The organism is Actinomadura sp. ATCC 39365, assembly GCF_054392275.1.
In genome coordinates this window covers 6,136,192-6,158,307 of sequence record NZ_CP184335.1, presented here as the reverse complement: position 1 = coordinate 6,158,307, position 22,116 = coordinate 6,136,192, and the positions used below count along the sequence as shown (strand labels likewise).

Here is a 22,116-nt window from a genome sequence, read left to right as displayed (position 1 = left end):
AAGGCCGCACCACGTACCGCTCCGGGCCCGTTCACCCACACCTCGTGGTGGACGGCGCTCCGCCGCGTGGTCAACGCCTCACGATGGACCCGCGGACGCGCTGTGCCCGGCTCGGCGCATCAGCCACACGGCAGCGGCGAGCGTGAGCACCCAGCCGATCACTTCGATGAGCAGGTGATCCGTGGCGTTGGGGACGGACTGCAGCAGGTACACCCGGACGCTGTTGATCGCTCCGTGCGTCAGGACCGCGGGCCAGACACTCCCCGACCGCAGGCGAAGCGCGAGCAACAGCGGCGCCCAGGGCAGCATGCCCGCGAAGTAGATGACGATGTCCCAGAGGGGCCGATCACCGATGACGGCCAGGACCGGCAGGTGCCAGACGATCCAGACCAACCCGCTGACAAGCGCCAGCCGCCAGAATCCCCATGACGCGGCCCGCGTCGCCAGCCAGCCCCGCCAGCCGAACTCTTCACCGATGGCGAGGACCGACTGCATGAGGAAGACCGGGACGACCCACATGGTCGCCGTGAAGATCTGGTCGAGCGGGTTGAGCTGCCAGATGCCCCAGGCCAGTGCGATGGCGGTCTGGATCGCGGCGATCGCGGCGATGAGGCCGATGCCGATGCCGGCCCACTGGGGTGCGCCGCGCCACCTGGTGGCGAACGTCTCCCGGAACGTCCCGGGTCGCCGGGCAAGCCACATGATGACCGCCGCGAGCAGCGGGGACTGCTGCATGATCGGAGTGATCAGGTTGTAGAAGTCCGTCGGGACCAGCCGGAAGACCATCGGAACGGACAGCGCGAAACACAACAGGACGGCGATCGCGAAGAACCACGTCACATCGACGGCAGTCGATCCGGCAGAACGGGAGCGCGTGGAGGACGCAGTCATGATGACCTCCTTTCGTGCGGGCGCGAGGATCCAGCTCGCTGAATGATCTTGGTGTGGCGCGGACCGGCCATCCTGAACTCGGGGAGAACCTCGACGGCCGGGTCGTCCTCGCCCCGGACGCGGGCGATCGTCTTGACGGACGACCGGTCGATCACGGCAGCTGCGACGCCCGGCATGCCGTAGACGGGGTGGTAGTCGTCGATCAGCTCCTGGCCACCGGCACATGCCGGGGCTGTCCGGCCGACGAGAGATATGAGAGAGAGGAAACGCACAATCTCGAAGCTTGGCCGGGCGCGATCGGCCGGGCCTCACCCGAAGGGGTGAACCGGATACCGCCCGTCAGGATGGAATCGGTGACGAGCGACGAGCCCGTTCCCGTAGACATAGATCACCACGTGCACGCGGTCACCTCTGCAGATCTCGTTGTCGGACCTGCCGAGGCCGATCACCGCCGAGGGCGTCGTCATCGACGGCGGCTCGTCGTGTGCCCGCGGTTTCCGCTCCCGGGGGGAGCTGAGCGTCCAGGACGCCCGAATGGGGCGCCGATACCTCTGCAGCGGAGCCCACCTGTCCAACCCGGACGGCATCCCCCACGCGGCCAGAAGCGGCCTCCCAGCAGCCACTGACGGATGATCCACCCAGGAGCTGGGGCCACGGTCAGCACAGCACCCCCGTCTCCGTCGTCACCCAGGGTCACTTCGCCCCAGGGTGACGCGGACCCGAGCGGGAGGCCCTTGAAGGCAACGTCTCGATGCCGGTCACGATGGTGCCCGGCAGGCACGCGTGGTCGAACCTTGGTCACGAACGCCCTGCCAGGCTTCTCAAGGCTGAGTCAGGGTCGTCGGCGTAGAAGCGGATCGTCGTGATGTGCTCGCGGCGGCCCAGGGGCCTGGTGACGGCGATCGGCCCGGTCAGGTTGACGATCAAGTTGGTCTGCGCGTCCACCCCCAGCGTGAGCCGGCCGTCCGCCACTGCGATCACACCGCGCGCGTTGTAGTTACGGCTCACCTTGACCGAGGCGATGAGCTCGCGCGGGACGCGCAGGTCGAAGTACGCGCCGTAGCGGATGCGCAACTCGTCCGCGGTCACGACATGCGGCCGGGTGGCGGACGCCGCCCCGAGCCCCAGCACGAACAGCAGCTGGTAGACATCGGCCACCATGACGACGGCACGCAGGCCCGCCGCAGCGTTCGAGGCCGCCAGCATCCACTCCAGCGTGACAGCCTGCACGACCACGGCGAACAGCAGCATCAGCAGCAGCGGCCGCAGACTCTTCGCATACGCCAGGGCGGTACCGCCCGGCGGCACCCCGTCCTGACGCCGCCTGACCCACAGAGCGAAGCCGGCCAGGTTCCTGCGCTCCGCTCTCATGAGCATGCGAACCTGCAGCGGCACCAGAGCGTCGGCGACCGTCCTCAGCGCGTCCCATGGTGCGGCGCCGACCTCACGAGCGGCCCTGAACAGCCGGTACGCGTGCATGTATCCCATGACGGACAGCGGCGCGACCAACGCGGCGACCACCAGTGCCGCAGGTGTGGGCGTCAATCGTCCCGCAACCAGCAACAAGGCGCCGAGCAGGTCCAGGGCCGCCACTGCCAGCAGGCCGTTGTGAGGGAGGCTGAGCCGCATCTTGCGTCCTTCCACATCATCGGAAGAGGGCCATGAAGATCATAGAATGTGGATCACCGCTCGCCATGCAGGGCGAAGAGATCGGATACGACGGCCAGGAGCCGGCAGCGGTGGATCCCGGGTGATCAGCGAGCCTGCCCGGCCGGTCACGGAGGCAGCTGGACCATCTCGTCCTCGCCGCGCAGCACGCCGATGAGGCATCGCCGCCGGGCCTGGCGCGCCCCATCCCTTGGCCGGTACGGGACCGGGCTGTCGCGATAAATCAGGATGTTGTTGTTCCAGGTGGGATTCGCCAGATCCCGACCCCTGAATCCCGCTAACGTGGGGCACATGGCAGTTGATCAACATGGAGGTGCGGAGGTGGCCGGCGACAGGCAGACGGGGGTCGACCTCAAGACGAACGTGCCGCACTCGGCACGCGTCTACGACTACCTCCTCGGAGGCAAGGACAACTTCGCGGCCGACCGCACAGCGGCCGAGGAAGTCATCAAGATCGCCCCCTACATGCCGACGTCCGTACGCGCCAACCGCGACTTCATGGTCAGGGTGACCCGCCACCTGGCGGCCGAGCGCGGCGTCAACCAGTTCATCGACATCGGCACCGGACTGCCCACCTCACCCAACCTGCACGAGGTGGCCCAACAGGCCGACCCCGCCGCCCGGATCATCTACGTGGACAACGACCCACTCGTCCTCGTCCACGCCCGCGCCCTGCTCACCAGCACCCCGGAAGGCAGAACCCGCTACATCCAGGCCGACCTGAACGACCCGGACGCCATCATCAGCTCGGCCGAGGTCCGCGACACCTTCGACTTCACCCGCCCCGTCGCGCTGTGCCTGATCGCCGTGGTGCACTTCATCCGCGACGACGCCGACGTCCACTCGATCATCGAACACCTGATGAAGCCGCTCCCACCGGGCAGCTTCCTGGCCCTGTCCACCATCACGATCGACAGCGCGCCCAGCAGGCTGGTGAGCGAAGCCGTCGCCCAGTACAACCGCCGCGGCATCATGTCCAAGGCCCGCACCAGAGCACAGATCGAGGAGTTCTTCACCGGATTCAAGCTCATCGAGCCAGGTGTGGTGCCGGTGCACCGGTGGCGACCCGACGACCAGGCGCTGCTCGTGGAGGACTCCATGGTCTCGATGTACGGCGGGCTCGCCGTCAAAACCTGACCGGCCCCCGGGACAGGGCTCACCTCCCTGACGCTGGCCCAAGATGCCCGGCCACGCCCCGCAGGACCTCGCGCAGTGTCTCGGTGCCTGCGGCCGCGCCGGGCTGGGCCGGTCGACCTGCCCGGTGCGGTCGAAACTGTGACGACCGGCCCCCTTGACCACCTCCCGCTACCGCTGGAAAGAGAGCAACGGCACCGTCCGGCCAGGGCGACGATGCGCCGGACGCCGATGCCACGCGGGTCAGCACGCAGCCGGAATCCGGTTCGACGGCTGACCACCGCGAGAACGATCATCTGGGCGGCGACCCCCGCACTGGTGCCGATCGACAGCAGCAGCACCTGAACACCAGTCAGCGACTCCAGCTTGCCGGTACCACCGATCAGCAGGAAGACCGAGGCGGTGGCGACGACGACAAGATTGTTGGCCACCGGCGCCCACATGGGCGAGACGAAACGGCCCCGCGCGTTGAGAATCGCGGCCAAGGTCGCACTCACGCCGTAGAACAGGATCTGAGGCATGAAATACCAGGTGAAAACGACCGCCAGATGCCGCTGGCCAGGACTGAACCCCGGAACATAGAGGCCCACGATGAACGGCGCGGCGACGATCGTCACGATCACCACCGCTCCAAGGCCATAGACCACCAGCGACAGCAACCGCTGGGCGAACACGTCGTCGACGTCGCGGCCAGCGGCCGTGGGAACCAGCAGCGGAACGAGCACGCCGGCCAGCGCGCCCCCGAAGACGAGCTCATAGATGGTATTGGGAGTGACGTTCGCCGCGGTATAGGCATCCAGCAGCCGAGTACCCAGCCCGAGCGCGGCCACCAACGCCAGCGCCCGGACGAAACCGGTGACTCTCGAGACGATGGTGGCCAACACCATCGCCCGCCCCGTCCGCACAAGCCTGGGCCGATCAGACACGGACGATCTCTCCTTCAACTGGCAAACCGCCTCTTCCCGAACGTCAAGGGCCCGGCTCCCGAAGCCCAGAACCGGACCCCTGACCTGCTACGACCACTTACGGGGGCCGCAGAGCGGGTGCTTCACGCACCCTTCCGGGACAAGGCCCCCAGCAGAGGAGCCTCCGCGTCCTTCTACGCTTCCGCACCACGCATCGCCACGTCATCGATCCGGAACGCAGACCCGGCCGGGGCGCTCCAGACGAACGTCCAATCGACGCGGGTCGCGCCCGCCGGCGCGATGAACGTACCGGCCGCCTCGGTCCAAGCAGTCTTCTGAACCAGAGGGACGGCGTCGGTACGCAGCACCACACCGCCCTCGTCGCGCCAGCGCACGTTCCACGAGACAGTAGGCATGGTGGCCACCGCCTCCCGATACCACAGCGACACCCGATAGCTCTTACCAGCGATCACACCGCTGTACCCGGGGTACCTGTCGAGCGCCACCGCGCTGCCCGACCCCTCCGTGCTGGCCAGCTGCAGCGAACCCGTACCGCCGTGCGCGTCGCCGGTCTGGTGCGCCACGCTGGACCCGTACCACGCCGAGTAAGGCGCCGTCGAGACGTCCTCGAAATCCTGCTCGGTGATCGGCGGAGTCTCCGGCGACCTGCCGTCGAACGTGCTGCCGGCGTCCTGCCCGTACTGGGGACCGACCCACTCTGCAGCCGTGACCCGCCTGCCCATGTCGTAGATCCGGAACTGCCACGGACCCGTGTAGAGGTTGTCGTGCCAGGAATTGTTCGACTCGTAGACGATCGACTTCTCGATCTTCTCCCCCAGATACGGGGACCACTCCGGATGCGCCGTACCCCAATTGGACAACAGACTCATCTGCCCGCAGTACTGCGTCGAACAACCACCGCCGACGACACCGGGGTCGAAGGAGAACGTGTTGTGATGGATGTCGAGATTCTTCGTCCACCAGCGGCAGTCGGTGTAAAGCGGCTCGTCCTTGATGGCGGGCGCCGAACACTTCGAAGTGTTGGCCGGCCCGACGATCAACGTGCAGTCGCTGGTGGTCGAGGCCGTGCTGCCGCAGAACCGATCGGCGTTCGCCCACGCGGTGATCCCGCCCCAGTTGTTCTCGAGCAGGTTACCGGTGACCTCGATCTTGCCGGTCCGCGCCGGGATGCGCGGCTCACCGTCCGCCTCCGACAGGTAGATCGCCCCATCAGGGAACGAGTCCCCCTTCGCCGCCCGCTCGGCACCGGCCTTCCAAGTGTTGCGACGGAGAATGTTGTCACGGATCACCGCGTTGTAACTGATCTCGTAGAAGATCCCGATCGACTCGTTGTCCTCGATGAGGTTGTTCTCGATGAGAAAGTCGTTGTTGTTGGTGTCCGCCCAGATCCCCGGCCCGTGATTGTGATGCACCCAGTTGCCGGTCACGTCGGCACCGTTCACCGCCCAGAACTTCAGGCCACCGGTACATCCGCACCCCTGCCCCTGGTGTTCCCAGTCATCGGTGTTGTTGCCGGTCACCTCATTGTCCGCCACCACCAGACCGGTGATGTGATCGCCGTGCTGGGACGCGTTCAGACCGAGCTGGCCGTTGTCCTTGATACAGTTGCCACGAATCTGGTTCCTCGCCCCGGCCATCAGCGCCGCACCGGAATTGTCACGGAACGTGTTGTGCTCCAGAACCCAGTCGTCGGCAGCACTGTGGTTGACCACAGCCTCCTCCTGCGGCGCGACGAACCCGGTGACGGTCAGATACCGGATGGTGACCCCGGTCGCCGAATCGCCGAACGCGTACTGGTTCACCCCCTTCCCGTCCAGCACCGCACCGGGCGCACCGATGAACGTCGCGTTCTCACCGGGCAGGATCTGGGCGTATTGGGCAGGCTCCAGCGTGTGCGTGCCGCTCTCGAAGTAGTACGTGGTGTTCGCCTTGCGTAAGTCCACGCCGCTGTTGTCGCCCGCGGGCACGACCACCGCGCCGGCGGGCGGCGTGGTGGGGCCGTCCAGCGACGAGCTTCCACAGACCGCAGCTTTTGCCACCGTTGCCGTCGTTGCCTTTGTTGCCGGATCAACGGCGTCACCACTCGCCGGCGTCGCGCCGCCCATGACGACAGCGGCGAGTGCCACCAACGCCATTGGCCACGTTCTTCGCATTCGTCTTCTCCTCAGGTTTCGGCCAGCCCTTACTGCCATTGACTGCTGGCCGTCGACACTGTAGTCCGCACCCGTTCACAAGATCCAAGCTTGGACAAATTGGACAGAGCAGCGGCCAATCAGGCCCGCCGCCAGAGCCGGGCTGCCGCTCCCGCTTTCGGGTGAACCGATTTTCTTAGCCCGACTGGACGAGGCATGCTCAGCGGCCTTCAGGCGACGCCATTTTTTGGTTTTGGTGAGTGAGTACGGGCGAAGCCCGTGCCGAATTGCTTACAGGGTGTGATTTTTCCAGGCCGACGCCCTTTACTTTGTAGATTAACTCTGGGCATCAGGCGCGGCCTCCCGTGACGCGGAGAAGGTCGAGCTTTCCGTCCTCGATGCTTCCGGTCGCCGCCGTGTAGGTGACCATGCGCAGGTCGGCGCCGGGGACGATGAGGACGTCGCAGTCGAGCAGGATGTCGCCGACCTGCGGGGGCCGGATGGTCTTCGCGTCGGTCGCATGCGGGGCGCCAGTCGTCTGCGCGGCCCAGTGATGAGCGAAGGCGCCGGGCGTCGGTGGGATAGCGGGAGACCGCGTCCTTGAGGTCGGCGACGATCGAGGCCGCGAAGGCGTCCGGTCCACGTTCCGACCGGACGGGAAGCATCGAGGCGCTCGCGGCGCCGTTGCCGAAGAGCGCACGGGCGAGGTTGCGTTCGGCGGCCGGGAGGGCGGCGGGGTCGCCGTGCAGGGCGCTCCACATGGTGTTCCACCACACCAGGGTCCAGTCCGCGGCGAACACGCCGATCGGGACATCGCCGAGGCGCGAGACGAGCCGTTGGATGCCCGGGGGCACGTGGGTGTCGACGGTCCCGTCCTGCGGCGGCAGAAGCCCGGCGCTGCGGTAGAGCTGGTCGCGCTCGGCGCGGGCGAGCTGAAGGGCGCGCGAGAGAGCGCCGACGACCTGGGCCGAGGGGTTCCTGGCGCGGGCCTGTTCCAGCCGCAGAACGTAGTCGACGGACAGCCCCGCCAGCTGGGCCAGCTCCTCGCGGCGCAGTCCCGGCGCGCGACGGCCGCCCGTCGCCGTGAAGCCGGCGTCGGCCGGGGAGAGGCGGTCACGCCAGGCGCGCAAGAGCGCGGCGAAGTCAGAGCGGGAGGCAGCCATGGACCCATTCTCGCCGCACGGCGACGAACGAGCCTGGGTACTGCCGGTCCTGGTGACGGACGGTGCACTGGCCGGTGGCGGCGCTTGAGACGAACGTGGACCTGCGCCCGAGGCGGGCGCCACCGGTGCGACAGCGAAGGAACTGGTATGAAACACACCATGGTGATGACGGGCGCGAGCCGCGGCATCGGCCGCGTCGCCGCCCGGCACATCCTGCGCCGGTCACCGGAGGCGCATCTCCTCGTCGTCGCCCGCCCGTCCTCCGGCGCGCGGCTCGCCGCGGAGCTCTCCTCGGGCGGGCACCCGGTCTCGCACGTCCAGGCGGACCTCGGCTCGCTGGACAGCGTCCGCGCGGCCGCCATCGAGATCCGCGACCGGCTCGACCGCGGTGACCTGCCGCCACTGCGCGGCTTCGTGGGGAACGCCGGCATTCAGTACACCAATGCGCTGACCGAGGGGCCGGAGGGGCTGGAGTCCACCTTCACGGTCAACGTGCTCGCCAACCATCTGTTCGTACGCCTGCTCCAGGACCGTTTCGCCGCCCCCGCCCGGATCGTGATCACTTCAAGTGACACCCACTTCGGCGACCTCAGGCACAACCTGGGCATGGTGCCGGGGCCGATCTGGAAGTCCCCGGACGCTCTCGCCCGTACGGGCGCCTTCGCCAAGCCGCACACCGCGGCCGGCGGGCGCACCGCGTACTCGACGAGCAAGTTGGCCGTGATCTACCTGGTTCACGAGTACGCGCGCCGCCTGCCGTCCGGGATCGACGTCGTGGCCTACAACCCGGGGTTCGTGCCCGGCACCGGCCTGGCCCGCGACGCCGATCCTCTCTCCCGGTTCGCGATGCGGCGCATCATGCCCCTGATGATCCTCACCCCCTTCGCCACGAGCCCCGACACCGCCGGCCGCCACCTCGCCGACGTCGTCTTCGGCACGCTCCGGGCGCCGACCGGTTCCTACGTCGACCGCAACCGCGTGAGCCGCTCGTCGGAGGAGTCCTACGACCCCCGGCGCGAAGCCGACCTCTGGAAGACCGTCGAACGGCTGACGGCGGGCGCGCCCGAGTCGTAGCCGGAGCGTTCGACCAAGAGAAGATCGGGCCGGACGGTGGAAATGAATCCTCGGTTGCCTTGAAGTCCAGCCCGGCAGATACTTCTCGCTGTGACGGCGACCGAGCCTCTGCTGCCACGGGCGCGACTCACCGCCCTGTTCGATCAGATCCCGCGGCACCGGCTCACCGTGGTGACCGCCGGCCCGGGCGGCGGTAAGACCTCGTCCGTACGCGGCTGGACGCGGGCCCGGCCTGATCATCCGGTGGTGTGGCTGACCTGGGCTGACGACGCCACCCTGATCGAAGAGATCTGCGAGGCCCTGGGCGCGCCGGCCGGGTGGGTCCGCTCCGCCGGACTCGCCACCGAGCTGGCCGCCGCCGTCTCCAGGCCGACCATCCTCGTCATCGACGAGGTGGAGCGGATCGAGCCGGGCACCCCTGGGGCGCGCCTGCTCGAAGAGTTCTGTCACCACGGCGGCGACGACCTTCACCTGGTGTTGATCTCACGCTCCGCCGTGCCCTTCCCGATCCAGCGCCTGCGTGGCCTGGGCCATGTCTTCCAGGTGTCGGCGGAACAGCTGGCCTTCACTCCTGCCGAGACCCGCTCACTCTCCTCGATCGTTCTGGGGTCGGATGACCTGGCGGAGGAGGTTCACGAGCTCACCAAGGGGTGGCCGGTCGCCGTACGGCTCACGCTGAGCTGGCTGAGCGGCCTGCCCTTGTCGGACCGTGCCAAGCAGATCGCTGCCACGCCGCTGTTCGACTATCTGGTCGAGGAGGTGGTGAAGGACGAGCATGAGGAATTCCTCCGCGCGACCGCTCGGCTGCCGTGGTTCACTGTCGAGCTGTGCCAGGCGCTGGGGGTCGCCGTCTCCCGCGAGGAGCTCCGCGCCCTGGCCGCTCAGCACATCCTGATCACGCCCTGCGATCAGGGTTATGTGGTGTCGACCTTGGTCCGGGAGTTCATGGGTGATGTCTGCCGCATGCCGGCGGCGGCCCATTGGTATGAGTCGCATGGGTACGTCCGGGAGGCGCTGGCGGTTTGCGACGAGCCCGGCCATCGGGTGGCCATGATCGAAAGGTGGGGTGCATCGCTGCTTGCCAAGGGGCACGCGGCTGAGCTCGTTCGGGCTTGCGGCGCCGTGCCGGAGAAGTCGCGGACGTGTGCCGTGGATCTGGCCGAGGGCCAGGCACGCCAGGTTCAGGGGGACTGGGCCGGCGCGCTGGAGTGCCTTCACCATGTCGACGCCACTGACCCCGCGGTGGCTTGGCGGATGGGGATGATCTATTACCAGCGGGGGGACTACAAGGCGGCGTTGTCGACGTTCGAGCTGGCCGGCGGCTTCGACGGCTCGGCGTTTCCGCTGTCCTCCTCGAGCTCCTCCGACCGGGCGATGTTGCTGGCCTGGTCCGCCAGCGCCCGCTGGTTGGTCGGCGAGAGCGCGGAGGCGACCCAGCTGGCCGAACAAGCCCTGGCGATGGCCACCCTCTGCCAGGACGAACGCGCCGCCGCCTGCGCCCACACCGCGCTGGCCATGGTCACCCACGACGCCGGCGACGGGGCCGGAAGCGAACGGCACAGCGCCCTCGCCCTCGCCCTCGCGGAGAGCGCAGGAGACCTGTTGTTGTCCGCCCGCGTCCTGGCCAACCGCGCCGCGAGCCGCACGGAGGAGGCCCGCTACGAAGAGGCCATCGCCGACTGCGACCTGTCGGCACGGCGAGCGGACCTGGTCGGCGACCCCGTCCAGACCGCGATCGCCCTGCACAACCGCGCCGATGCACTCATGGGCCTGGGCAGACTCGACGAAGCCCTGGCCGACTACCAACGGGCACGCGACATCTTCAGCCGGGTGGGCAGCGACAAGCTCGGCCACCCACTGACGGGGCTCGGCAAGGTCTATCTGGAGCGCGGAGAGCTGATGCATGCCCGAATCAGCTTCGAGAACTCCCTGAAGCATGCCGAACAACTCCAGAACGCCCATCTGACCCAGACCGCCCTGGCCGGACTGGCCTGTGTCCACGCGGTCGACGATCCGGCGCTGGCCGTACAGCTAGCCGAACGCGCGGTCGCGGCAGGCGGCGGCTCCAGCCGGGTGGACGCGCTCCTGGCCGCCGGCTGGGTCTGGGCGGAGACCGGCGACCGCACCAAAGCCGCCGCCTACGCCCGATCCGCCCACGAGGCGGCCGTCAGCCGCCGTGACCGGGCCAAGATCGCGGCGGCCCTGGAATTGTCGGCCTTCACTGTGGCCGACTCCCCCGGTGAGCGAGCAGACCTGCTGGCGTCCGCAGCGGAGATCTGGGTACAGATCGGCAGTCCTGTGGACATCGCGCGTAACGCTTTCGCCCGGGCGCGGCTCAACGGCTCCGGCCTCGACGAGGCGGAGCAGGAGCTCCGCCGCGTCGGCATCCGCGGGCCGCACAGCTCCGGCGCCGGCCTGCTCCGCGGGATCACGCTCCTCGACCATGACGCTGTACGGTTCTGCATGCTGGGTGGAGTACGGCTCAGCCGCCGCGGCAGCGCTGTCGAATGGCAGTCCCGCAAGGCGCGCGACCTGCTGACCTGGCTGGCGTGCCAACGCGGCCGCACTGTCGCCCGGGAAGCGGCGATGGAGATCCTTTGGCCGGGCGAGGAGCCCGCGTCCTGCTCCAACCGGCTTTCGGTCGCTCTGTCCACCGTGCGCTCGGTCCTGGATCCGCAACGGAAGTTCGGCCCCGGGGAGTTCGTTCGCGCCGACAAGTACAGCATCCAGCTGGTCGGGCTCCGTACCGATGTCGAGGAGTTCCTCTCCGCTGCCGCCGAGGCGCTCGCCTCCGAAGATGAGGATCTCCTTGTCGCGGCTGAAGCTCGCTACACCGGGGACGTCTGCGAGGACTCTCCTTACGCCGAGTGGCTGGAGCCTCTTCGTGAGGAGGCTCGCGCCGTACACCAGGCCCTGCTTCGCGAACTGGCGTCACTCGCGGAGGAGGCCGACGACCCCGACAGAGCGGTTCGCTACCTGCTTCGGCTGCTCGAGCGGGACGCCTACGACGAGGCGGCCCACCTGGACCTGGTTCGAACGTTGACCAAAGCTCGCCGCCACGGCGAGGCCCGCAGACGCTACCGGCTCTACGCCGAGGCGATGCGGGAACTCGACGTGGAACCGGCCCCGCTCAGCCTCACATGAGCGCAGAAGCGGGAAGCGGGCTCCCTCGTCGGGCGGTGGCCGCCGGCGTGTGCGCGTGCACGCGTCAGCACCCGTCGATCCGCGCTCCGGGGACGGCGGTGGCAGCGGCCGCGGGTAGGCCGGGCTGGGCCCAGAGCAGGTAGGAGACGGCACTGACATCCGCGGCGTCGCCGATCCAGAAGACGCCTGTCTGCTTCGGGACGGCGAGGCCGTAGTGCCCGGCGTTGGTCCTGACGCACCAGGAGCTGTCCGCGGTTCCTGGCTGCCAGTCCTGGAACTCGCCCGTCCAGGCCGTGGCGGGCATGGACATGCAGGCGTGCAGCGTCGGCCGGCCGGTCCCGGCGAACCGCGCGGCCGTTGCCCCGTTGACCAGTTTCGGCCCTACGTTGAAGCCGAACGTCTCGATGTGGACGTCCCCCGCGCGGGCTCCGGGCGAGTCGTCCGGCAAGGTGTGGCCGGTGTCGAGGTCGAGGGAGCCGTCCAGGTCGCCGGGAACGGTGCCGCGCAGCGCGACCTCGTCGCCGTTCCCGGCGTCGGTGACGGAGACCTCCGCCGCGGTGCCGCGCGGAATGATCACCTTGATCTGCCGCTCCTTGACGTAGAGGTCCACGTGCTTGAGCTGCGCGCCGTTCACGCTGACCTTGAGCTCGTGATCGGTGCCGAGCTCGAACACGCTCGTCCGCTGCTTCCCGTGGAGCGTCTGCTCGATCAGCAGCCACGTCCTGTCCTTCGGGACCGCGTGCTCGATGAGGTATCGGGCCAGCGCGTCCGCCGCGAACAGGCCGAGACTGACCGCGATCCCCGGGATGGTCTTCGGCACCACCTCAGGCAGGACGGCGAGGACGATGGGCGAATAGGACTCGTAGACGCCGGCGATCGCCTTCGGGGCGCAGTCGCTCTGGTCGCAGCCCGAGATCAGGCCGCCGATCAGGACGCAGGTGACGGCTACGGATGCTGTGTGTCGAGACATGATTCGTCCCCCGCCGGTCGCGTCGCCCCGCTCCAGGATCGGCCTGCGGCCACGCCCTGGCAAGAGCAGGGCGGCTCCCCCACCAAGAAGGCATTAACGCGCCGCTCGCGGGCGCCGAATGGGTGGTGAGCGCACTCATCCGGTGGGGCCACAGCCTGTCCCCCGCCGCAGGGTGTCGGCGACCCTGGAAAGCGCCGCGCCGAGGTGGCGGCGTTGCACGGCGGTCAGAGGATCGAACACGAGCCGGCGCACCTCCGCGACATGCCCCGGCGCGCTGTCGGCCAGTTGCCGCCGACCACCGTCGGTCAGCGTGGCCAGGGTGTAGCGACCGTCGCTCGGGTCGACTCGACGAACGATCCACTCCCGCGCCTCGAAGCGGTCCATCAGCTTCGACAGCCGAGGGAGGGTGCTGTCGCAGGCGCGGGCCAACTCGCTGAGCCGCATGGTGTCCTCCTGCGCCATCGACAGCCGGGCGAGCACGCCGTACTCGAAGTTCGACATGCCCGCGTCGCGCTGCAGCTGACGATCCAGGGCCGCAGGCAGCGCGATCACGACGGTGAGAAGGTCCTGCCAGAGGTCTTGCTGCTCGGTGTCGAGCCACGTCGACGGTTCGTCCATGTGATCCATCTTACTTGCCCAGGCAACTGCGATCACTTGCCTGGGCAAGTCACTGCGGCATAGGTTGTGAGTTGCCCAGGCAAGTGAATTCCGACCCCAAGGAGACCTCGTGATCAAGATCAGCGTGTTCCTGACCCGCCGGGCCGACCTCACCCACGAGCAGTTCGTGGACTACTGGACACAGAAGCACACCCCGCTGGTTCTGAGCCTGCCCGGCGGGGAGGTCCCGGTCCGGCGCTACGTCCAGCTACTGCCCATCGAGGACGGGATCCCCGGCATCAGCACCGCCGCCTACGACGGCGTGGCCGAGGTGTGGGTCGACGACATCGCCGACGCGGCCCGCTGGTTCACCTCCGACACCTACACCACCACCGTCGCCGAGGACGAGGAGAAGTTCCTCGACCGCTCCCGGACCCGCTTCCTCTACACCACCGAGACTCCCATCTTCGGTTGAGCACCGCCGGGCCACCTCATGTCCAGGGGCGAAGCGCCCCGTCCCCGGGGACAGGGCGCCGCCGAGCCCGTTCGTCAGCCATGGAGCGCCACCCACCCTCGACCACCTGTTCCCCTGGGCGCAGTCGTCGCCCAAGCCGAGAGCAGGACGGGCTCCGGCGCGGCGCCGGGAACCCCGCCCTGCCACGACTTCAACGGCTTCCACCCCCGCTCCAGGCCCCTTGCCGTACGCGCCTCCGGACGCGACCGATCTTCCCCCACAGGTCAGCATTGAGCCGAGGCTTCGTACGCCGCAGAGCGGCCGATCTTGAGCGTCCGGGCGGCCTCAGCGACCGACTCGCCGTCGGCGGCTTCCACGGGGCTGGGGAGCCTGCGGGCGGCGGTTGTCGTCGGGATGGAGAGGCTCGCGCGAGGACAGCGCAGACCGCGAGCCTAACGCCGCTTCTTCGAGCGCTTTGGATGATTGCGGGTGTAGCCTTTCGCGCGTTTCTGTTCAAACGCTTGATCGAGGGTCCAGATGTAGTACCACCTGCCATCGCGAACTGTCCGGACACTGTTCTGGCTGATCGCTTGGACAATGCTCCAGATTCCACCGGTGGCGCCCAGGACTCCAAGCGCGGCGGTCAAGGCTGGACCGTACACCGCAGTGAGGGTCGCTCCCGTCGTCCCGAGTACGGCGCCGGTCGCGGCAAGGGCTCTGGTCCTTTGGATCTTGGCCATTTCGGCCTGGCATTCTTGAATCTGCTCCCGGATCTCCACGCCGATCCGCGTCAGGGCCAGTTCGGCCTGAACGGCGTCTTGGGCCTCGTCGAGCTGGAGAAACTTCCCGCGCAGGTAAGTGCGGAAACGGTCGTAGGACCCGAACTCCTCGACAGTGATTTTACTGAAGTCCCGAAGACCTACGCCGTCGATGTAGGGCAGCTTGATGTCTAAGATCGGTCGGACGAGTCGGCTTTTGACGGGCTCTTCGCCCGAGGCCTCGATACCACGCCGCCCTTTGAGCAGAAAGTCAACCGCCCGAGCTTCACGGATCGACCTGGTCCTTTGTACAGGGCGTCCCTTCTTCACCTGCTGCGTGCGAAGGCAGTAGTTGGGCAGGTACCAGGTCAGCCCGGCTTGCAGAAGAGGTTGGGCCTCGAGGATCCAAGTTCCGAGCTGCGCCAGATCGAGCGTTCTGATGCCGAAGTTGTCCTCCCTCCAGTCTTCACGAGGCTCACGGACGGCCGCCATATGCATCATCGATGCCGGTAAGTCGGCCGGCGTCCCGGGCGGGAGCTGCGGTTTGCTGCCTGAGCGTCTCCCCGGGTCGTCCCAGTGGATTCCGGTCTGTCCGATCTCGTGATACGTCCCACCCATGCCATCCGCAAGAAGGAGGGTGTCGGAAATGAGCGAGACACGCTTCGTGACGGCAGCGAGGTCGGCTTGTTTGAAGCCTAGGCTCACGTCGAACTCATGTTTGGCGAGTGATCCCATGTCTCGCAACGTGTCCGCGTCCCGGTCCCAGAAGTAGGCTGCGTACTTTTTCGCCACTTGTTCCGGTTGGTCGCCTTGGTGCACGCTGCGAAAGAACTTCTGCATATGTTCAGCAATGACGTGATTCTGGGTTGGGTGCCGCCTCCAGAGCCGCATTTATCCATCATATGTCTTTGATCTCCCCACCACCCGCCTGCTCCTGTGGTCTGATCGATGACCGCGAGCATGGCGGCTTGCCAGTCGTCTGCAGCTCAGGCCGTTGCCGATGCCGGCACGGTCTTACGGTCTGCAGGCCCGGGCCCCCTGGCTGAGCCGCCGGAGCACTACGGGGGACGATCCGAGGTGGTCGCCCTCCACGAGCATGGCGGCGGACCCGCACCAATCGGCGGACACCGGACGTCTCCGCCGAGCCGGGCGGCGAGCTGGTTCAAAGGGAGCGCCTGTCCGTCGTCCGGGACCACGACGGTCCAGCACATGCTCACGTCGAGCCATGGGTGGGTGGAACGGAGTTGCCGGTAGTGCTCGTGCAGGTCGGCAGTCGGGGGGTGCACGAGGTTCACGCATTGCTCCTGGCTCGCCGTTCCACGGCGCGACGGACCGGATCAGGCGAGCAACCGGTCGACCAACCCGTCGAGGTATTCAGGGGTGAGCGGGCCCGCGCCGAACAGGACGCGCATGTAGATCGGCGCCAGGAGATGGTCCAGCACCTCCAGCACGTCAGGCGGGTCCTCGCCGCGGTCGCGGGCGCGGTCGAGCACCGCCTGCAACTGGCTGGTGCGGTCGGCCAGAAGCTCGTCGCGCGCCTGAAGACCCTGCTGGCCTTCGCCTGACAGCGCGAGGGTCAGCCGCACCAGCGCCAGGCCGTCGGGCCCGGTGACCTCGCGGGCCACGTTGGCGGCGTGGGTCCGCAGGTCGCCGGCCAGGCTGCCGGTGTCGGGCATCGGCGACTGCGCGTTGAGCCGGGCCAGCAGGACATCGCTGAGCAGGGCCTGAAGGTTGCCCCAGCGGCGATAGAGGCTGGTGTCGGCCACGCCCGCGCGGGCCGCGATGTCGCCGACCGTGAAGTTTCCGTAGCCGCGCTCCCTGACCAGCTCGGTAACGGCCTGATGCACCGCCGCGCGGACCCGGGCGCTGCGCCCGCCGGGCCGCTTGGCCCGCCCCTGCTCATCCATGCTCTCACCTTAACGCAGTCGGGACTTGCGTTAGAGCCTGCGAGGGTCTACGTTAACGCAGTCACTAACTGCTTTTAGGAGAGATGTACGTGAAAGCGTTGCTCACCCTGACCTGCGCGGGTCAGTTCATGGTCCTGCTCGACAACACGATCGTCGGCGCCGCGCTGCCCGACATGCAGGAGCGGCTGCACACCGGGCTGACCGGCCTGCAGTGGATCGTCGACGCCTACGTGCTGCTGGTGGCCATGCTGCTGCTGTCGGGCGGCGTCTTCGCCGACCGCTTCGGCCGCAGGCGGGTGTTCCTGGCCGGGGTGGTGGTGTTCACGGCCGCATCGGTGGTGTGTGCGCTCGCGCCCTCGATCGGCTGGCTGATCGCCGGACGGGTGCTGCAGGGCGTCGGGGCCGCGGCGCTGAGCCCCGCCTCGCTGGCACTGCTGGTCGCCGCGTACCCCGCCCCGAAAGAGCGCGTCAGGGCGATCGGGTTGTGGGCCGGGTTCAGCGGCATCGGCCTGGCCGCCGGACCGCTGGCGGGCGGGATCCTGGCGGAATCCTTCGGCTGGCCCGCCATCTTCCTGGTCAACGTGCCCATCGGGGCGGTCCTGCTGCTGACCGGGCTGCGCATGCTGGGAGAGTCCCGCAACCCGAGCGCGCCGCCGATCGACGTCCCCGGCACGGTCCTGTCCGCCGCGGGCGTGGGCGCCGTGACCTACGGCCTGATCGAGGGCGGTTCCCGAGGCTGGACCTCGCCGGTGATCCTGGGCAGCTTCGCCGCCGGACTGCTGCTCCTGGCCGCGTTCGTCGTGGTCGAGGGCCGTGTGTCGATGCCGATGCTGCCGCTGCGGCTGTTTCGTCAGCGGCTGTTCACGGTGTCCAACACGGCGATGGTCGTGGTCGGGTTCGCGCTGATGGGGTCGTCGTTCTTCTTCTCCCAGTTCTTCGTCTACGTCCAGGGGACTTCGATCCTGGTCGCCGGGCTGCAGACCCTGCCCGTCTCGCTGGCCATGGTGATCGTCAGCCCGTACGCGGGCCGGCTCGCGGCCAGGTACGGCTTCCGTGTCGTCGCCGGCATCGGCCTGGCGCTGGCCGGGCTGGGGCTGCTGGCGCTGGGCTTCGTCCACGCCGACACCGGCTACGGGAACGTGTGGTGGCGGCTGGCGGTCGTCGGCATCGGGTTCGCTCTCACCATGTCGCCGCTGACCGGGGCCGCCATCCAGGCGGTCAGCCCGCAGGAGGGCGGCCTCGCCTCGGGCGTCAGCAGCACCACCCGGCAGATCGGCGCGGTGCTCGGCGTGGCGGTGCTCGGGGCGATCGTTCACACGCGGGAGTCCGGCGGAGCCTCCTTCGAGTCCGGCCTCAACAGCGCCTTCCTCGTGGCGGGTGCCGTGACGCTGGCCTGCGCCGTGTTCACCGGCCTGTGGCTGACCGCGGCCCGGACGCCGAGAGGCGTCCGGGCGAACAGCCAGGAGGCCGTGCAGCCAGCGAGCGGCCGCTGACTGCACGGCCCAGTCGGCCCACGTCTTGAGAAGAGGACTTGGGACTCGTCCCGGCCGTCGGCTCTATCCGGCCGCAGCTTGGCATTGGCGCCACGCCAAGATCATGACCGGAAGCCTCAGCCTCGACCGGATCGACGGGATCGTCGAGGGGCAGGCGTTTCGGTGGCTGCTACCTGAACGGGATGTGCCCGAGCGGGTGAGCCGGGAAGCTTGTGACCCGCACGGATTGGTCCTCCATCCAGGACGGCAAGCGGCGGGTGATCCGCGGCTGGAAAGAGGTCACCCGCCGTGTCGCGGATGGCAGCCTGCCGTAACCCAACGCCTGGGTGGGGTGTGGCGCTGAGTCGAGGCGGGAGCCAAGCCAGGTTGTCGGTGGCGTCTGCAACCGTGTGCCGCATGGGCGAGCTGGTCGAGCGGGTGGATGAACAGGACCGCGTGCTGGGAGTCGTGGAGCGCGCGGAGGCGGTGCGCCGGCGGTGGATGCATCGCATCGCGACGACGATCTGCCGCGATCCGACGGGGCGGATCCTCGTGCTGCGCCGAGCCGAGGGGCATGTTCGCTTTCCCGGCCACTATGACGTGATGGTCGGCGGCGCCGTGGGCGTGGGCGAATCGTATGAGGACGCGGCGGCCCGCGAACTGGTCGAGGAACTGAGTGTCGGCGTCCCGGTCCGCTTTCTGTTCAAGTTCCTGTGCCAGGACGGGATCAGCCCTGTCTGGTTCGGGGTGCACGAGGCTTTGGTCGCCGAGCCGTTGGTTCCGGATCCGTCCGAGATCGCTTGGTATTCTTGGCTCGCGGAGCCCGACCTGCGGAAGCTGGTCGATCGAGGGCCCTTCGTTCCAGGCGGGCGAGAAGCCCTGCGCCGATATCTCGACCGCTCGGCCCAGTGACGAACAGCTGCTTACCTGCCGATGCGTGGCGTGTCAGGACATCGCGGGCGCTGCCTGACCCCAGGCCGACCAGATCGGCGGACAGGGGCGAGAGCTGGTTCCGTCTCACCCGACGGCTTGCTGCCAGGGGAATGGAGTGAGGTCCGGCTCGACCCAGCCGGTCCTGGCCGGGTCGCTTGCCAGCGTCGATGACCGATAGAAGCGGGTGAGCAGCTTCTTCTCGAGCAACGCGGGGTTCTGACCGGCGAACGCGTCGAAGTCGGCGGTGTCCGACTGTCCGGCGTGGTGGCCCACCAGTTCGACCCAGGCCCGGCTGACGGTGGCGTTGTACTTCTGCGGCGCGCCCGCGTAGCGGGCGGTGCGCTGGATGCCGTCGCTGACCAGGTCGACCGCCGCTGTGGTGCCGTAGCGGCGGACGGCCAGCCAGGTCAGCTGGACGTGCTGGCGGTGCCCGAACCGCTCGGCGGTCGCCATCACCTCCCCCATCAACTCGGTGAACGGCGAGGAGTCGTCGTGGTCGTGTGTGGTCATGACCCTTCCTTGATCAGTGCGTTCAGAACGGCATGGAAGCCGGCGACCGCTTCGGCGGGCAGTCCCTCCAGCGCGCGGTTCTCGACGTCGGTCAGGGTCCGGGTGATGACGGCGGACGCCGCGCGCCCGGAGTCGGTCAGTTCGATGAGCACCGAGCGGCGGTCGCCGGCGCGCGTGCCGCGGGTGATGTGACCGCGGCGTTCCAGCCGGTCGAGCACGCTGGTCAGCGTCGTGGGGCGGGCCCCGACCGCGGCCCCCAGCTGGGAGACGGTGCGGGCATGACCGTCGGCGAGGTTGGCCAGCGCGTTGATCTCGGAGGCGGTCAGGTCGAGGTCGACGAGTTCAGTGGAGATCAGGTGCAGGGTGGCGTGCGTGGCGCGCTGCAGGGCCAGCAGCGCCGACCGGTTCGGTGGTACGGATTCGTACTTCACGATTTCGGATATTACGATATCGAGGTATTCATTGCAAGACGCCGGCCCGGCACTCCCCCGCAGCGCCGCGAACCATGCGCCGGGCTCGATCGTTGTCCGGGTGTTGCCGATTCCAAGGGGGCCGCCGTGGAGCAAGTCTTCGAGTACCTGCCCTTGCTGTTCGTGGCGTTCGGCGCTGTGATCGCGCTGGTGTCGGTCAGGGGGATCGTGCACGGCAGGCGGTTCGTCCGCGGGGCGCGGCGGGTGCCGGGCGTGGTCACCGACGTGGCCACCACGTTCACCGGACGCGGCGAGCATCTGCGGGCGAGCCGGCGTCCGGTGCTGGCCTTCACGACCGTGGAAGGGCGGGAGGTGACCGTCGAGTCCTGGGCCGAGTCGCAGCTGGGCATCGGCAGGGAGACCGACGTCCTGTACGACCCGCAGGACCCGACGAAGGCCGCGCCCGCCGGTGACGTCGGCGTCGGCGGCGGTTACGGCGGCATCGTCATCGGGCTCATCGCCGCCGCCGTCGGCCTGGCCCTCTTCGCCGCATTCTCCGGACATTTCAGCCCGTTCGGCGGCACGGAGACCGGCTGCCAGGTCGAGCACGCCGACGGCACCTCCGAGCCCGTCGACTGCCCTCCGGGCCTGGACGTCGGCTGACACATCCCACCGCTCCCGACGACAGGAACAGCGAAGGCCCCTACCGCGGTGGAGCGGTTACGCGGGGGAAGCTGGAGCGCAAGGAGCTGGAGGGGTTCCTGCCGGCACGGGCGATGGAGCATGACTCGCCCAGCTTGTCGTTCCGGCCGGCGTGTGAGCACCTGATTTCCTCGGGGGTGATCCGGACGGGCGTAGTGACGTTGCTGGACGATTCGACCAGGCGGTCTCGGCCCGCGAGGGTCAGGCCCGGCACAAGCTGAAGGACGCCGTGGCCGATTGGGTGATCTCGTTGGAGGCGCGCCAGGCGCTGCTGGATGAGATCCCGCCGGTGCTGGTGGACGTCGCCGTCCCGGATGCGGAGGTCGGCGTGCTGTCCATGCCGCCCGCTGCTTGTCAGGCCGAGGCCCATCGGTGGCGCATCGCCAGGCAGCTGAACCAGGGCGAGAGCCTGCGCGCCTGCGCCGCGCCCTTCGAACGCGCCGTCACCCCTCCCCCGCGACTGCGGTGACGTCGAGCGTTCGCAGGAAGTCCTGGATCGCGCCGATGAAACCCGCCGGGTCCTGGACGTGGACGAAGTGGTCGCCCTGGAGGGTGACCAGCCGGGTGTGCGGCCGCCGCTCGGCCATCTCCTGCGCCTGCCCGCTGGTGATCGGGCTGTCCCTGCCCACCAGCAGCAGCGCGGGGACGTCGGTCGCCAGCCAGTCGGCCCAGTGGTCTCCCCAGTTGGAGCGTTCCGACTCGACCGTGTCGTGGGGGTGGAACGGCAGGCGCCAGGTGCCGTCGGGGAGTTGCCGAAGGAGGTCCGCGAACATCGGACCCGCTGCGCCGAGCCCGGCGACCAGCTCGTCACGGGTGGCGGCCTCGTACGGACTGGACAGCACGAAGTCCAGACGACTCGGACCTGAGACGACAGCGCCGATCTCCTCGATGACCAGGGCGCGGACCAAAGCCGGGTGACGGGCGGCGAGCTGGTAGGCGTTCAGGCCGCCGAGGGAGTGGCCCAGGGCCACGACCGGACCGACGTCCAGATGGTCCAGCAAGGCCGCGAGGTCGGCGACGTACCCCTCGCGGGAGTAGTCCGCAGCTCGGTCCGACTCGCCGTGCCCTCGCTGGTCGGGCGCGATGACCCGCCAGCGCGGGCCCAGCTCGGCCGCCAGGCCGCTCCACGTCATGCCCTGGTCGAGATGCCCGTGCAGGGCCAGCAGCGGCCTGCCGTGGCCACCGAAGTCGAGGTAGGACAGGTGGCGTCCGTCCAGTTCCAGTGCTGCGCGTACCGGGGTGGGGGGCGCGCTCGGCATCTCGGTGCTCCG

At 68.6% G+C, this 22,116-nt stretch carries 19 protein-coding genes and 2 pseudogenes; 8 read left to right on the top strand and 13 right to left on the bottom strand.

Annotated elements, in window-relative coordinates; all coding sequences use genetic code 11:
• Nucleotides 1–78 precede the first annotated feature (78 nt).
• The 3 genes from ACNF49_RS30060 to ACNF49_RS30050 all read right to left on the bottom strand — a co-directional run bounded on the left by ACNF49_RS30060 (nucleotide 79) and on the right by ACNF49_RS30050 (nucleotide 2,520).
• Complete coding sequence (locus tag ACNF49_RS30060; protein WP_482939606.1) at nucleotides 79–891, bottom strand: CPBP family glutamic-type intramembrane protease; 813 nt, start codon at nucleotides 889–891, stop codon at nucleotides 79–81.
• A complete protein-coding gene (locus ACNF49_RS30055; RefSeq protein ID WP_482939605.1) occupies nucleotides 888–1,163 on the bottom strand; it encodes a hypothetical protein in 276 nt (91 codons plus the stop codon). The genes ACNF49_RS30060 and ACNF49_RS30055 overlap by 4 nt, the downstream gene beginning before the upstream one ends.
• A 526-nt stretch (nucleotides 1,164–1,689) precedes the next feature.
• Entirely contained in the window at nucleotides 1,690–2,520 is an 831-nt protein-coding gene (locus tag ACNF49_RS30050; RefSeq protein WP_482939604.1) for a hypothetical protein, read from the bottom strand.
• Between the two features lie 330 nt (nucleotides 2,521–2,850).
• Between ACNF49_RS30050 and ACNF49_RS30045 the strand changes: the two genes are divergently transcribed.
• Nucleotides 2,851–3,696, top strand: a complete 846-nt coding sequence (locus tag ACNF49_RS30045; RefSeq protein ID WP_482939603.1) for an SAM-dependent methyltransferase — start codon at nucleotides 2,851–2,853, stop codon at nucleotides 3,694–3,696.
• 209 nt (nucleotides 3,697–3,905) lie between these two features.
• Here ACNF49_RS30045 and ACNF49_RS30040 read toward each other — a convergent pair.
• The 3 genes and pseudogenes from ACNF49_RS30040 to ACNF49_RS30030 all read right to left on the bottom strand — a co-directional run.
• A pseudogene (locus ACNF49_RS30040) lies at nucleotides 3,906–4,580 on the bottom strand (lipid II flippase MurJ); the annotation flags it as partial.
• 212 nt (nucleotides 4,581–4,792) lie between these two features.
• A complete protein-coding gene (locus ACNF49_RS30035) occupies nucleotides 4,793–6,754 on the bottom strand; it encodes a right-handed parallel beta-helix repeat-containing protein (RefSeq protein WP_482939602.1) in 1,962 nt (653 codons plus the stop codon).
• A gap of 346 nt (nucleotides 6,755–7,100) precedes the next feature.
• Nucleotides 7,101–7,914, bottom strand: a pseudogene (locus ACNF49_RS30030) (helix-turn-helix transcriptional regulator).
• Nucleotides 7,915–8,061: 147 nt separating this feature from the next.
• Here ACNF49_RS30030 and ACNF49_RS30025 point away from each other — a divergent pair.
• Nucleotides 8,062–8,988, top strand: a complete 927-nt coding sequence (locus ACNF49_RS30025; protein ID WP_482939601.1) for an SDR family NAD(P)-dependent oxidoreductase — start codon at nucleotides 8,062–8,064, stop codon at nucleotides 8,986–8,988.
• 90 nt (nucleotides 8,989–9,078) lie between these two features.
• On the top strand, nucleotides 9,079–12,132 hold the full coding sequence (locus tag ACNF49_RS30020; RefSeq protein ID WP_482939600.1) for a tetratricopeptide repeat protein: 3,054 nt from the start codon (nucleotides 9,079–9,081) through the stop codon (nucleotides 12,130–12,132).
• Nucleotides 12,133–12,196: 64 nt separating this feature from the next.
• Here the strand turns inward: ACNF49_RS30020 and ACNF49_RS30015 are convergent, their stop codons facing one another.
• Nucleotides 12,197–13,102, bottom strand: a complete 906-nt coding sequence (locus ACNF49_RS30015) for a hypothetical protein (protein WP_482939599.1) — start codon at nucleotides 13,100–13,102, stop codon at nucleotides 12,197–12,199.
• 135 nt (nucleotides 13,103–13,237) lie between these two features.
• Entirely contained in the window at nucleotides 13,238–13,720 is a 483-nt protein-coding gene (locus ACNF49_RS30010; RefSeq protein ID WP_482939598.1) for a MarR family winged helix-turn-helix transcriptional regulator, read from the bottom strand.
• A 109-nt stretch (nucleotides 13,721–13,829) separates the two neighbouring features.
• Between ACNF49_RS30010 and ACNF49_RS30005 the strand changes: the two genes are divergently transcribed.
• Entirely contained in the window at nucleotides 13,830–14,174 is a 345-nt protein-coding gene (locus tag ACNF49_RS30005) for an EthD domain-containing protein (RefSeq protein WP_482939597.1), read from the top strand.
• 431 nt (nucleotides 14,175–14,605) lie between these two features.
• Here ACNF49_RS30005 and ACNF49_RS30000 read toward each other — a convergent pair whose 3' ends face one another.
• Together ACNF49_RS30000 and ACNF49_RS29995 are read right to left on the bottom strand one after the other, a co-directional pair.
• Complete coding sequence (locus ACNF49_RS30000) at nucleotides 14,606–15,802, bottom strand: hypothetical protein (RefSeq protein ID WP_482939596.1); 1,197 nt, start codon at nucleotides 15,800–15,802, stop codon at nucleotides 14,606–14,608.
• Between the two features lie 446 nt (nucleotides 15,803–16,248).
• Complete coding sequence (locus tag ACNF49_RS29995; RefSeq protein WP_357980316.1) at nucleotides 16,249–16,818, bottom strand: TetR/AcrR family transcriptional regulator; 570 nt, start codon at nucleotides 16,816–16,818, stop codon at nucleotides 16,249–16,251.
• An 89-nt stretch (nucleotides 16,819–16,907) separates the two neighbouring features.
• On the opposite strand from ACNF49_RS29995, the gene ACNF49_RS29990 reads away from it, so the two are divergent.
• Both ACNF49_RS29990 and ACNF49_RS29985 read left to right on the top strand, forming a co-directional pair.
• Nucleotides 16,908–18,311, top strand: coding sequence for an MFS transporter (locus ACNF49_RS29990; RefSeq protein ID WP_482939595.1), 1,404 nt, complete (start codon nucleotides 16,908–16,910; stop codon nucleotides 18,309–18,311).
• 396 nt (nucleotides 18,312–18,707) lie between these two features.
• Nucleotides 18,708–19,202 carry an NUDIX hydrolase gene (locus tag ACNF49_RS29985; protein WP_482939594.1) on the top strand — a complete coding sequence of 165 codons (495 nt, stop codon included), beginning with the start codon at nucleotides 18,708–18,710 and terminating at the stop codon, nucleotides 19,200–19,202.
• Nucleotides 19,203–19,307: 105 nt separating this feature from the next.
• Here the strand turns inward: ACNF49_RS29985 and ACNF49_RS29980 are convergent, their stop codons facing one another.
• The gene (locus ACNF49_RS29980; RefSeq protein WP_482939593.1) at nucleotides 19,308–19,733 is read right to left on the bottom strand and encodes a hypothetical protein; all 426 of its coding nucleotides are present in this window, start codon (nucleotides 19,731–19,733) and stop codon (nucleotides 19,308–19,310) included.
• Nucleotides 19,730–20,164 (bottom strand): MarR family winged helix-turn-helix transcriptional regulator, encoded by a 435-nt coding sequence (locus ACNF49_RS29975; protein WP_482939592.1) that lies wholly within the window; start codon nucleotides 20,162–20,164, stop codon nucleotides 19,730–19,732. The genes ACNF49_RS29980 and ACNF49_RS29975 overlap by 4 nt, the downstream gene beginning before the upstream one ends.
• A 126-nt stretch (nucleotides 20,165–20,290) precedes the next feature.
• Between ACNF49_RS29975 and ACNF49_RS29970 the strand changes: the two genes are divergently transcribed.
• Nucleotides 20,291–20,806, top strand: coding sequence for a DUF3592 domain-containing protein (locus ACNF49_RS29970; protein ID WP_482939591.1), 516 nt, complete (start codon nucleotides 20,291–20,293; stop codon nucleotides 20,804–20,806).
• A gap of 268 nt (nucleotides 20,807–21,074) precedes the next feature.
• Nucleotides 21,075–21,314, top strand: a complete 240-nt coding sequence (locus tag ACNF49_RS29965) for a hypothetical protein (RefSeq protein ID WP_482939590.1) — start codon at nucleotides 21,075–21,077, stop codon at nucleotides 21,312–21,314.
• Here the strand turns inward: ACNF49_RS29965 and ACNF49_RS29960 are convergent.
• Entirely contained in the window at nucleotides 21,289–22,104 is an 816-nt protein-coding gene (locus ACNF49_RS29960; RefSeq protein WP_482939589.1) for an alpha/beta fold hydrolase, read from the bottom strand. The two genes, ACNF49_RS29965 and ACNF49_RS29960, sit on opposite strands and share 26 nt — an antisense overlap.
• Nucleotides 22,105–22,116: the final 12 nt, after the last annotated feature.